Here is a 12,779-nt window from a genome sequence, read left to right as displayed (position 1 = left end):
GGGGATAGCACGATGACCGTACTCAACGCGAACCGCTCGCGGACCGCCCGCCGCCCCCTGCTCAGCACGACCGTTATCGGTCTGGCGGCAGGGACGCTTGCCGCATTCACCGCGGTGCACGCCGCGCCCTCGGCCGGCATCGCGCCGTCGCTGGTGGCGCAGACCGCGCCCGTACCGAGCGCAGATCCCGCCAAGCAACTGCCGGGCGCCATCGAGGTGTCGAAGATCGACTTCAAGCGCGGCCAGGACGGCGCCGGCAAGTTGATCCTAACCTTCTCCGGCGAAGGCGCCATGCCCGACCTGCGCACGCAGGGTACGCAGGTGATGGTGGACGTCGGTAACGCACAGTTGCCCGCCAGCCTGCAGCGTCCGCTCAACGTCACCGACTTCGCGACGCCGGTGCAACGCATCGACGCACGCCCCTCCGGTTCGGGCACGTTGCTGGTGCTGGATACACGGGGCCAGTTCGAGTCGATGGCTTACCAGACGGGTCGGGACTACATCGTCGAGATCATGCCGACCGCACCGGCGGCCGGCCGTGCCGTCGGCGCACCGGACCAGGGTGGCGCGACGGCTGCCACGGCGGCCGAGTCGCGGGCCTACAGCGGTCGTCCGGTGACGTTCAACTTCCAGGACGTGCCGGTCCGTACCGTGCTGCAGCTGATCGCCGAGGAGTCCAACCTCAACATCGTGGCGTCCGACACCGTGCAGGGCAACGTGACCCTGCGCCTGGTGAACGTGCCGTGGGACCAGGCGCTGGACATCGTGTTGCAGTCCAAGGGGCTCGACAAGCGCCGCAGTGGCAACGTGGTGTGGGTGGCCCCGCAGGCCGAGATCGCCAAGTTCGAGCAGGACAAGGAAGACGCGCGAATCGCCCTGGAGAACCGTGTTGACCTGGTGACCGAGTACGTCCAGATCAACTACCACAACGCCGAGCAGATCTTCACCGCGCTGACCGAGGCCAAGGGCATCGGTGGTAGCGGCGGTGGCCAGGGCGGCGCCGGCGGCGGCGGCAACAGCGACAACGGCTTCCTGTCGCCGCGTGGCCGGTTGGTGGCGGACGAGCGCACCAACACGCTGATGGTGAGCGACATCCCCAAGAAGGTCGAGCAGATGAAGGAACTCATCCGCGTCATCGACCGTCCGGTGGATCAGGTCATCATCGAGGCGCGCGTGGTGATCGCCACCGAAAGTTTCTCGCGCGACCTGGGTGCACGCTTCGGTGTATCCGGATACACCAACGGCGGCGACGTCTGGTTCAACGACACCATCGAGAACAATGTTAATAGTCAGGGCTCCTTCGACGAGGCCGTGGCGGAAGGCGAGCCCCTGTACGAACTGTCCCGCGGCCTGATGAGCAACCTCGGCGTTGCCAACCCGGCCGGTTCCATCGCACTGGCAATCCTCAATGCCGGCTACGCGCTGGACGTCGAGCTGTCAGCGATGCAGGAGCAGGGGCGTGGCGAGGTCATCTCCAACCCCCGCATCGTGACCAGCAACCAACGCGAAGCGGTCATCACGCAGGGTCAGGAAGTGGGCTACGTGACGATCCGTCCGGCGACGGCAGGCAGCGTCCCGACGCCGACGGTCGAGTTCAAGGACGTGCTGCTGGAGATGCGGGTTACCCCGACCATCACCAACGACGGCCGTGTGTTCCTAAACATGAACGTCAAGAAGGACGAGATCGAAGGCTTTATCGATACCGGCATCGGCGACGTGCCGCAGATCAGCAAGCGCGCGGTCAACACCGCGGTGCTGGTCGAGGACGGGCAGACGGTCGTGATCGGTGGCGTCTACGAGTTCCGCAACCGCGACGACGTATCGAAGGTGCCGTTCCTGGGCGACATCCCGTTCCTGGGCAACCTGTTCAAGAACACGTCGCGCGCCAAGGACAAGGCCGAGCTGCTGATCATGGTGACGCCGAAGGTGCTCAAGGTCGCGCAGCGCAACTGATAGATCGAAATACGTAGAGAGCGACGGGGGCCGAGAGGCCCCCGTTTCTTTTGTGCGGTTCCCGATACCGGACGGGCGGGGACCATCGGCCGTTCATGCATGGGTCGAATCTCCCGTTGAACATGGGTCAAACTGACCCGCCCGGCAGGTGGCCGGTCTTTCCGATGCCCGACGCGGAGATCCATGGACAGTCGCAACCTCGAGACACCGCATGACGCGCCCCCCGGGCGCGAGTCGCGCCTGCACACGGCATTCCGTGGCCTCCGGGACGGACTTGCCGCCGAGATCGTCGGACAGTCCGCGCTGATCGACCGCCTGCTGATCGCATTGCTGGCCGATGGCCATCTACTGGTCGAAGGTGCACCGGGTCTAGCCAAGACGTCGGCGATTCGCGCCCTCGCATCGCGGCTGGAGGCCGACTTCGCGCGCATCCAGTTCACCCCGGACCTGCTGCCGGCCGACCTCACCGGTACCGAGGTGTGGCGGCCGCAGGACGGCCGCTTCGAGTTCCAGGCGGGACCGGTGTTCCATCCCATCCTGCTGGCCGACGAGATCAACCGCGCGCCGGCGAAGGTGCAGTCGGCGTTGCTCGAGGCGATGGGCGAACGCCAGGTGACCGTCGGGCGTGCGACCTATCCGCTGCCGACGCTGTTCCTGGTGATGGCCACCCAGAATCCGATCGAACAGGAAGGCACGTTCCCGCTGCCTGAGGCGCAGCTCGACCGGTTCCTCATGCACGTGCGGATCGGCTATCCGGAGGCGGAGGCCGAGGCGCAGATCCTGAAGCTGGCGCGCGACCGGGCGCGAAACGCGATGCGGAGCCAGGCCGACACGCCCGCACGGTTGTCGCTCGAAGACGTCTTCGCGGCCCGCGCCGAAGTGCTCGACCTCCACCTGGCGCCCGCGGTCGAGCGGTATCTGATCGAACTCACGCTGGCCTCGCGCGATGCGTCGCGCTACGACGCAGACCTCGCTCGCCGCATTGCATGGGGCGCAAGCCCGCGCGGCTCGATCGCGCTGGAGCGCTGTGCCCGCGCCCATGCGTGGCTGGCCGGTCGCGACTACGTCACCCCGGACGACGTGCGCGCCATCGCACCGGATGTGCTCCGCCACCGCCTGCTACCCAGCTACGAGGCCACGGCCGAGGGCTGGGATGGCGACCGCCTGGTGGCCGAGTTGCTGCGGCAGGTGCCGCTGCCCTGATGGCGGTGTGCTGCATGCGCATCGCTCCGACAGCACCCCGCACAGTGCGGTCGCCATTCGTTCGACGGTCGATGGCCGTTGCCGCCCGCGCGCCCGTACCCGCTGACGCTTCCCGCGGCGCGACATGCAGCTCCCGTGCTGCAGAACCGGGCCTCGTGTCATGACCCAGGCTTCCGACACCGCCGGCGGCGATGGCGTCCGGCCCTCCCTGGCCGAGCTGATCGCCCTGCGCGCCGCCGTGCAGGGGCGGCGGGCGGCGCGCCACGGTCGTCACGGTGCCAGTGGCCATGCGCTGTCACCCATGCGGGGACGCGGCATGGAGTACGCCGAGTCGCGCGAGTACGTGGCTGGCGATGACGCGCGCCATATCGATTGGCGCCTGACCGCCCGCACGGGCCGCGCCCACACCAAGCTCTACCAGGCCGAGCGCGAACGGCTGACCCTGCTGGTCGCCGATACCCCGCCTACGCTGTATTTCGGCACCCGTGTGCGTTTCAAGTCGGTGCAGGCCGCGCGCGCCGGTGCGGTGGCGGCTTGGGCGGCGGTGCGCGACGGCGACCGCATCGCGGCGCTGCGCGGCAGCCGGCGCGAACCCCCGGTCACGCCGGCCGGCGGTCCACGCGGTGCGTTGCGCGCGCTCGATGCATTGGTGCGCTGGTACGGCGCGCGCCCCGACGACGATGACGGACTGGACACCGCACTTGAGCACGCCGCGCGCCTGCTGCGACCCGGGTCACGTCTGGTCGTGCTGGCGGACGCGCAGAGCGTGCCGTCGATTCCCGCGCGGCGCTGGACCGGGCTGGCGCAGCACCATGAGGTGATCGTGCTGCTGATGACCGACCCGCTGGAGATGGCGCCGCCCGATGCGCTGTTGCCTTTCCGTGGCGGCGCAGCGCGCATCGAGCTCGACCTCGCCCGCCCCGCCCAGCGGCGGCAGTGGAGTGCGCAGTTCGCCGAACCGGTCGCGCGCGCGCTGGCCGCGTTGCCTTCGCGTGGCGTGCGCGTGCAGGCGCTGTCCACCGATGCGGCCAGCGACGCCTGGCTGCCGCTGCTGGGGCAACCTCGGCCGCTGGTGGCGTGATGCACGCAACCGTCCTCGCTACGCTGGTATTGCGCGACGTGCACCAGCCGCCGCCGCCCTCGTGGTGGCCGCCGGCGCCCGGATGGTGGGCCGTGGCCGCGGTGGTGGTGGCCGTGTTGGCGATCACGTGGGCATGGCGCGCGCGCCGTCGCCGCCGGCAGCGGCGCATCGCGGCGTGGTTCGATGCTGCGGTCGAAAATGCGGCCTCGCCCGCGTTGCAGGTCGAAGCGATGTCGGGACTGCTGAGGCGTGCCGCGCGGCGGCGCGACCCGGGCGCCGACCGGTTCGATGGTGACGCATGGCTGTCCCTGCTGGACGGGGACGATGCGCGCCAACCCTTCAGCCAGGGGCCGGGCCGCCTGCTGCTCGACGGCGGCTACCGCGCCGACACCGCACAGTCGGAGGTCGAAGCGCTGCGTCCCTTGGCGCGCGCAAGGTTCCTGTCATGGATGGACGCGTGATGGGCACCTGGCTGGACGCATTGCCGCCCCTGCCGTTCGGCATCGAACTGGCGTGGCCGTGGATGCTGCTGGCACTGCCGGCACCGTGGCTGGTGCGGTACCTGCTGCCCTCCGCGAAAGGTGTATCGCCCGCGCTCAACGTGCCTTACTCGCCGGACACGCTGCATGCCATCGCGCGCGGTGGCGGTCGCGGTCGCCGCGTCGGCATGGCCGGGGCCGTCGCATGGGTAGCCTGGGTGCTGTTGTGTGTGGCGGCCGCGCGGCCGCAGCAGCTTGGCGAGCCCGTGCAACCGCCCCAGGCCGGTCGCGACCTGATGCTGGCGCTGGACCTGTCGGGCAGCATGAACCAGCCGGACATGGCGCTGGGCAATCGCCCGGTGGACCGCCTCACCGCGGCCACGGCCGTGCTCAACGACTTCCTGGAACGCCGCGAGGGCGACCGCGTCGGCCTGATCGTGTTCGGCCGGCGGGCCTACGTGCTGACGCCGCTGACGTTGGACCGCGACACCGTGCGCGCGCAGCTCGATGACGCCGTGGTGGGGCTGGCCGGGCAGGAAACCGCCATCGGCGATGCGATCGGCCTGGCGGTCAAGCGCCTGCGCTCGCAACCCCCGGGACAGCGCGTGCTGATCCTCCTGACCGACGGCGTCAACACCGCAGGCGTGCTGATGCCCGACAAGGCCGCGCAACTGGCGCGCGACAACGGCGTGCGCGTGCACACGGTGGCGTTCGGCGGCGACGGCACGATGTCGGTGTTCGGCTTCCAGTTGCCGATGCCCGGCGGTGGCGACGACATCGACGAGGGCACCCTGCGCGCCATTGCCGAGGCAACCGGCGGGCGCTTCTTCCGCGCCCGCGACACCGGCGAGCTGGCGGGCATCTACGGCGAGATCGACCGGCTGGAGCCGGTGGAGCGGCCCGGTGAAGCGGTGCGGCCGAAGATCGAGCGCTATGCGTGGCCGCTGGCCGTCGCGTGGCTGCTCGCCCTGCTGGCGATGGTCCGGCCGCCGCGGCTGCGGGCGAAAGGCGGTGTCGCATGACGATGCCGGGCATGGACCTGCTCGCCGACCTGCACCTTCTGCGTCCGGCGTGGCTGTGGGCGCTGCTCGCCCTGCCGCCTACGCTGTGGCTGTGGAACCGGCGCCGGCAGCGCGCCAACGTCTGGCGCAGCGCGGTCGACCCCCACCTGTTGCCGCACCTGGTCGAACGCGCGACATCGAAACGCGCGCAGGCGCCGGTCTGGCTGGCGTCGCTGGCCTACCTGCTGGCGGTGCTGGCGCTGGCCGGGCCCAGCTGGCGGCAGGTCGAGCAGCCGCTGTGGCAGAGCCGCATGCCGCTGGTGGTTGCCATCGACCTGTCGCGCGCCACGCTCGCCAACGACCTGCCGCCGTCGCGCCTTGCGCAGGCCCGCGCCAAGTTGGCCGAGTTGCTGCGCGAGCGCAGCGGTGGGCAGGTGGGGCTGGTGGCCTTTGCCGAAGACGCCTTCACCGTGACGCCGGTGACGGCCGATGCCGCCAATGTCGCGATATTCCTCGATGCGCTGCATCCGGATGTCATGCCGGTCGACGGGCAGCGGCCCGATCGCGCGATCGACCTCGCGGCGCGCCTGTTGCGCCAATCCGGCGTCGAACGCGGCCAGATCCTGCTGCTGACCGATAGTGCCGACGCGCGCGCCATCGATGCGGCCGCCCGCGCCCGGGCCGAAGGATTCACCGTCTCCGCACTCGGCCTGGGTCGCGTGCAAGGCGGCACCTACAGCGACTTGGGTGGTGGGCTGTCGCGTGCGCAGTTGGACGCTGCGTCGCTGGAGCGCATGGCGGGGCAGGGCGGCGGCGCGTATGCGGCCTTGACCGCGGATTCCGCCGACCTTGCGGCCCTCGGCGTGCTCGATCCCACGCAGGTGGCCGCGGACGGCGAGACCGGCGTGCAGGGTCGGACCTGGGTCGACGACGGCTACTGGCTGCTTCCGCCGCTGATGCTGCTGGCGGTGTGGGCGTTCCGCCGCCGCGGGGGTGCGGCCGTACTGGTGCTGGCACTGGGTCTGGGTCTGGGCGTCTCGCCCGTGCGCGCCCAGACGCAAGAAGGCGACTGGTGGAAGCGCGCCGACCAGGCCCGGCACGAGCGGCTGCAGGAAGGCACCGACGCCTACCGTGCGGGCGACTTCGAGCGCGCCGCCACGCTGTACCGGCAGGTCGACAGCGCGGACGGCCATTACAACCGCGGCAATGCGCTGGTCAAGGCCGGTGACTACGAGGGCGCCATCGCGGCCTACGACCGAGCCTTGGAACTGGAGCCGGGCATGCCTGACGCCTTGGCCAACCGCCAGGCGGTACAGGCCGCAATGCAGCGCCAGCCTCCGTCGGGTGGCGGCGAGGGCCGCAGCGACGACGACTCCAAGCAGGACGGCGACAGCGGCGAGCCGCAACCCGGCGACGCCGATTCCGACACGCCGCCCAAGGGCGGTCCGAACGAGTCCGCGTCCGACCCCTCCGAGTCCCCCGAGAAACGGGACGAGGAGCGCGATCCGGCTGACAGCGAAAGCGGCGCGCAGGCACAGGACGAGGCCCGCGCCGAAGCCCAGCGCCAGGCCGATGCCGCGCAGCGCGAACGCATGCAACGCGCGCTGGAAAAGGCCGACGACGGCGAGCAGGCGGACGTCGCGCAGGCACCCCTCAACGAAACCCCCGAACAGCGCGAGCAGCGCCTCGCCAACGAAGCCTGGCTGCGCCGCGTGCCTGACGACCCGGGCGGGCTGCTGCGCGAGAAGTTCCGGCTCGAACACGAACGCCGCCGCATCCGCGGACTCCACGAGGATGACGACTGATGCATTCCCTGCTACGCCCATTGCTGACCTGGCTGCTGGCGGCCACCGCGCTGCTGGCCGCGCCGGCGCACGCCGAAACGCGCGCCTGGCTGGACCGCGATCGCATCGGCATGGGCGAGACGGTAACCCTCAACATCGAGACGACCGCCAGCGGCGCCCCGGACTACGGCCCCCTACGCGGCGAATTCCAGGCCAGCGGCCATGCGAGCCGGCGCGAGTTCGAGCGGGTGAACGGCCGCAGCGTCACCCGCACCCTGTACGCGGTGGCCTTGCGGCCGTTGCGCGAGGGCGTCATCACCGTGCCCTCGCTGACCGTCGGCGGCGAGCGCACCCAGCCGTTGCCGTTGACGGTGACGGGCTCGACAGCGCGCGTGCCCGCGCGCGCCGGCGACGACGTCTTCATGGAGAGCGAGGCCGACGACCAGGACCCGTACGTCCAGCAGGCCGTGGGCTGGACGGTGCGCCTGTACTCGGCGGTGCCGCTGATCTCCGGGCAGATCGACCAGCCGGCACCGGAGGGCGCGTCGCTGCAGCGGGTGGGACAGGACGCGCAGTACACAAAGTCGATCGCCGGGCGCCGTTACACCATCGTCGAGCGCCGCTTCCAGCTGATCCCCGAACGCAGCGGCACGCTGTCCATTCCCGGCGCCCGGTTCGAAGGGCGCGGCACGGGTGGTTTCTTCGATGATTTCTTCGGCGGACGCGGGGCGACGCTGGAAGCCGAAGCCGCGCCGCGCTTCCTGCAGGTCCGTCGCGCGCCGGACAATGCCCCCCAGCCGTGGTTGCCGTTGCACGGCCTTGAACTGCGCTACCGCACCACGCCGCAATCGCTGCACGCGGGCACGGCGGCCACGCTGGAGGTGCAGGCGACGGCCGATGGCGCGACCGCCGCGCAGATGCCCGAACTGGTGCTGCCCCACATCGACGGCGTCCAGGTCTTCCCGGAGCCGGAACAGAGCGACGAGAGCTTCGACCAGGGCCGCCCGCGCGTCACCGTGACCAGGCGGTTCTCGCTTGTTCCGGCGCAGGCCGGACCGGCACGGCTTGAAGGGCTGAGGCTGGGATGGTGGGACGTCCGCGCGGGCGCTGCGCGCACGGCCGCACTGCCGCCGCTGACGTGGACGGTCGCCCCCGGGCGTGCCGGAGCGGACCCCGCGCCCGGTGCCACCCCGGATGCGGCGGCACCACCGGCATCGGGCGCGCTACGAGACGAGGCTGGGCCCATCAACGGCGATGCGATGCCATGGGCGCTGGTCGCGCTGGCATTCGCTGCGCTTTGGCTGGTGACGCTGCTCTGGGCGTTGCACCGTCGCGGTGCGCCAGCGCTGGGCGCCGGGCAGGCGCCCGCAGTGCTCCGTACCGATGGGACCCGGCTGAGCCGCGTCGAACTCAAGCGTGCGCTCGACACCGGCGACCTCGGCAGCGTGGTCGACACACTTCGTGCAATGGCCGACCCGCCGGCCGCCGACGTGGACATGTTGTTGCAGCGGCTCGACGACCCGGCCCAGCGCGAAGCGGTTGAAGCGATCGAGCGCGCGCGTTGGGCCGGCGGCGACGGGGTGCAGGCGCGCGCGGCCGCGCGCAGCGCGTTCGCCAGCGGCCCGAGGTGGCGCAGCGCGGACGTGGCAAGGACCGAAGAGCCCCTGCCACCGCTGTATCCAACGCAGTCGCGCCCTCGGTCATAACCGCGGCGGGTGACGTCCGACGGTTTGTTAAGCTCGCGCGATCTTTTGTGGGGAACGATTCAATGGCCGACACCAGTACCGACCACGCGCCCAAGCCCCGCATGCCATTGCACTGGAAGATCGCGATCGGCTTCGTCGCCGGCCTGGTGCTCGGCCTGCTGGTGCATTACATCGTCGGCGCGGACGTGCCCTGGGTGCAGACCCTGATCGAGTGGGTGACCCAGCCATTCGGCCGGCTGTTCCTCACGCTGATCTTCATGCTCATCGTGCCGCTGCTGTTCTCGGCGCTGGTGGTGGGCGTGTCGGAGATGGGCGATGTCGGCTCGCTGGGGCGCATCGGCTGGCGGACGCTCGCCTACACCGTCGGACTGTCGTCGATCGCCGTGCTGCTGGGCCTGGTGCTGGTCAACCTGTTCCGCCCCGGTGACGGCGTCGACCCCGTCCTGGCGCAGCAACTGCTCGCCGAAGGCGCCGACCGCGCGCAGGCGATCGTCCGCGACGGCGAATCGCAGGCAACCGGACTCGACCTTCTGCTGTCGATCGTGCCGGAGAACGTCGTCGGCGCGGCCTCCAGCAACTCCAGCATCCTCGCGCTGATGTTCTTCGCGCTGATGTTCGGCGTTGGCCTGGTGATGACGCGCTCGCCGGCCGTCGACGTGCTCAAGCGCGGCATCGAGGGGCTGTTCGAGGTCTCGATGACGCTGATCGGCCTGGTCATCCGCCTCGCCCCGTACGCCGTGTTCTGCTTCATGTTCAACCTGGCGGTGGTGTTCGGCTGGGACCTGCTGTTCCGCCTTGGCGCCTACGTGCTGGTGGTGGTGGCGGCACTGCTGATCCACATGGTGGTGGTGTATTCGCTGGCACTGAAGCTGCTGGGCGGCTATTCGCCGGCGCGCTTCTTCCGCGGGGTGCAGGAGGCCATGCTGATGGCGTTCTCGACCGCCTCCAGCAACGCCACCCTGCCGACCGCGCTGCGCGTGGCCGACGAGCAGCTCGGCCTGCCGCGCCGCGTGTCTCGCTTCGTGCTGACCATCGGCGCGACCGCCAACCAGAACGGCACCGCGCTGTTCGAGGGCGTCACCGTGATCTTCCTCGCGCAGTTCTTCGGCGTGGAGCTGGGCATCGGCCAGCAGATCCTGGTGATGCTGGTCTGCATCCTGGGCGGTATCGGCACCGCCGGCGTGCCGGCGGGCTCGCTGCCGGTGGTGGCGCTGATCTGCACGATGGTCGGGGTGCCGGCCGAGGGTATCGGCCTGATCCTAGGCGTCAACCACTTCCTGGACATGTGCCGGACCACGGTCAACGTGACCGGCGACCTGGGAATCGCCGCACTGGTGTCCAAGGGCGAGTCCGACGTACCGGCCGAACGATTGGCCGACTGACCCCGGAAAGCCCGCTTCGGCGGGCTTTTCGCTATCCGGGGCACCGGGCAGGCCTGCCGCGGCGGGACAGGGCTCCGCGCGGATGGGACAATGGCGCCCGTTGTCCCTCCCCCGCGGGGCGGCGCCAGCACGCACCCCACCACCAGCCCGACCGAGCCCATGACCCAGCCGACCCGTCGCGACCTCGCCAACGCCATCCGTTTCCTCGCCGCCGACGCCGTGCAGGCCGCCAACTCGGGCCACCCGGGCATGCCGATGGGCATGGCCGACATCGCCGAGGTGCTCTGGAACGACTACCTCAGCCACAACCCGGCCAACCCGTCGTGGGCGAACCGCGACCGGTTCATCCTGTCCAACGGCCACGGTTCGATGCTGCAGTACGCGCTGCTGCACCTGGCCGGATACGACGTCTCCGTCGACGACCTGCGCAATTTCCGCCAGCTCGATTCCAAGACCCCGGGACACCCGGAGAACTTCATGACCCCGGGCGTGGAAACCACGACCGGGCCGCTGGGACAGGGCTTCGCCAACGCCGTGGGCATGGCGCTGGCCGAAAAACTGCTGGCGCAGCGCTTCAACCGCCCCGGCTTCGACGTGGTCGACCACCGCACCTGGGTGTTCATGGGCGACGGTTGCCTGATGGAAGGCATCAGCCACGAGGCGGCCTCGCTGGCCGGCACCTGGGGCCTGGGCAAGCTGGTCGCGTTCTGGGACGACAACCACATCTCCATCGACGGCAATACCGACGGCTGGTTCACCGACGACACGCCGGCGCGCTTCGAGGCCTACGGCTGGCGCGTGATCCGCAATGTCGACGGCCACGACCCGCGCGAGATCAAGACCGCCATCGATACCGCACTGTCGAAGGACGACCGGCCGACGCTGATCTGCTGCCGTACGACGATCGGCTACGGCTCCCCCGCCAAGGCCGGCAAGGAGTCCAGTCATGGCTCGCCGCTGGGCAAGGACGAGCTGGTCGCCACGCGCGATGCGCTGAAGTGGAGCCACGGCGATTTCGAAGTGCCGCAGCCGGTGTACGACGGCTGGAACGCGACCGACGCCGGTCGCGCACGGGAGTCGAAGTGGAACGACCTGCAGTCGCGCTACGCCGCCGAGCACCCGGCGCTCGCCGATGAACTGGCCCGCCGTCTGCGTGGCGAGCTGCCGGCGGACTTCGCCGACGCTGCCGACGGCTACATCGCCAAGCTGCAGTCCGAGGGCCCGTCGGTCGCCTCGCGCAAGGCCTCGCAGATGGCGATCGAAGCCTTCGCGCCGCGGCTGCCCGAGCTCGTCGGCGGCTCGGCCGACCTGGCGCATTCCAACCTGACGCTGTGGAGCGGCAGCAAGTCGGTGGCGACCACCGACGCGGACGCCAATTACATCTATTACGGCGTGCGCGAGTTCGCGATGACCGCGATCAGCAATGGCCTGAACCTGCATGGCGGTTTCATCCCGTACGACGCCACGTTCCTGGTGTTCTCCGACTACGCCCGCAACGCCGTGCGCATGAGCGCGCTGATGGGCGCGCACGCCATCCACGTCTACACCCACGACTCCATCGGCCTGGGCGAGGACGGCCCGACGCACCAGCCGATCGAGCACATGGCTTCCTTGCGCTACATCCCGCACAACGACCTCTGGCGTCCCTGCGACGCGGTGGAGTCGGCGGTGGCGTGGAAGGCCGCGATCGAGCGCAACGACGGCCCGTCGTGCCTGGTGTTCTCGCGCCAGACGCTGCCGCACCAGGCGCGCGATGCCGCGCAGGTGGAGGCAATCGCGCGCGGCGGTTACGTGCTGAAGGATTCGGTCGGCACTCCGGAAGCCATCCTGATCGCCACCGGCTCGGAAGTCGGGCTGGCCATGCAGGCCGCCGCGCAGCTGGGCGACGGCGTACGTGTCGTGTCCATGCCGTCGACCGACGTGTTCGACCGCCAGGACGCGGCGTATCGCGAATCGGTGCTGCCTCGCGACGTGCGTCGCCGGGTCGCGATCGAAGCCGGCGTGTCGGACTTCTGGCGCAAGTACGTCGGCCTCGACGGCGACGTGATCGGCATCGACCGCTTCGGCGCCAGTGCCCCGGCCGAAGTCCTGTTCCCGCACTTCGGCTTCACCGTGGAGAAGGTCGTGGAGGCCGTACGCGCACTCGACTGAGCTGGAATGTCCACGGACAGGAAAAAGGCGGCCCTGGGG

The 12,779-nt window shown here is 70.2% G+C and carries 9 protein-coding genes; all 9 read left to right on the top strand.

Features of this window, described 5'->3' with window-relative positions:
- Positions 1–12 precede the first annotated feature (12 nt).
- The 9 genes from K6753_RS13375 (at position 13) to tkt (ending at position 12,740) form a co-directional block, all read left to right on the top strand.
- Positions 13–1,953, top strand: a complete 1,941-nt coding sequence (locus tag K6753_RS13375) for a type IV pilus secretin PilQ (protein WP_223676964.1) — start codon at positions 13–15, stop codon at positions 1,951–1,953.
- A 183-nt stretch (positions 1,954–2,136) separates the two neighbouring features.
- Positions 2,137–3,156, top strand: a complete 1,020-nt coding sequence (locus tag K6753_RS13370) for an AAA family ATPase (RefSeq protein ID WP_223676963.1) — start codon at positions 2,137–2,139, stop codon at positions 3,154–3,156.
- A gap of 160 nt (positions 3,157–3,316) precedes the next feature.
- On the top strand, positions 3,317–4,237 hold the full coding sequence (locus tag K6753_RS13365; protein ID WP_223676962.1) for a DUF58 domain-containing protein: 921 nt from the start codon (positions 3,317–3,319) through the stop codon (positions 4,235–4,237).
- The gene (locus K6753_RS13360) at positions 4,237–4,698 is read left to right on the top strand and encodes a DUF4381 family protein (RefSeq protein ID WP_223676961.1); all 462 of its coding nucleotides are present in this window, start codon (positions 4,237–4,239) and stop codon (positions 4,696–4,698) included. Before K6753_RS13365 ends, K6753_RS13360 begins: the two co-directional genes overlap by 1 nt.
- Positions 4,698–5,738: a vWA domain-containing protein gene (locus tag K6753_RS13355; RefSeq protein ID WP_223676998.1), complete on the top strand. Its 1,041-nt coding sequence runs from the start codon at positions 4,698–4,700 to the stop codon at positions 5,736–5,738. The genes K6753_RS13360 and K6753_RS13355 overlap by 1 nt, the downstream gene beginning before the upstream one ends.
- Before the next feature lie 11 nt (positions 5,739–5,749).
- Positions 5,750–7,522: a VWA domain-containing protein gene (locus K6753_RS13350; protein ID WP_223676960.1), complete on the top strand. Its 1,773-nt coding sequence runs from the start codon at positions 5,750–5,752 to the stop codon at positions 7,520–7,522.
- Positions 7,522–9,207, top strand: a complete 1,686-nt coding sequence (locus tag K6753_RS13345) for a BatD family protein (RefSeq protein WP_223676959.1) — start codon at positions 7,522–7,524, stop codon at positions 9,205–9,207. Before K6753_RS13350 ends, K6753_RS13345 begins: the two co-directional genes overlap by 1 nt.
- A gap of 62 nt (positions 9,208–9,269) precedes the next feature.
- A complete protein-coding gene (locus tag K6753_RS13340) occupies positions 9,270–10,589 on the top strand; it encodes a dicarboxylate/amino acid:cation symporter (RefSeq protein WP_223676958.1) in 1,320 nt (439 codons plus the stop codon).
- Positions 10,590–10,748: 159 nt separating this feature from the next.
- Complete coding sequence (gene tkt, locus K6753_RS13335; protein ID WP_223676957.1) at positions 10,749–12,740, top strand: transketolase; 1,992 nt, start codon at positions 10,749–10,751, stop codon at positions 12,738–12,740.
- The last annotated feature ends 39 nt before the right edge of the window (positions 12,741–12,779 follow it).

Origin of the sequence: Novilysobacter selenitireducens (assembly GCF_020026895.1) — a bacterium.
In the GTDB taxonomy this organism is placed as follows: Bacteria; Pseudomonadota; Gammaproteobacteria; order Xanthomonadales; family Xanthomonadaceae; genus Lysobacter_C; species Lysobacter_C selenitireducens.
The sequence above is the reverse complement of the archived record's forward strand: the minus strand, read 5'-3'. Positions and strand labels throughout refer to the sequence as shown.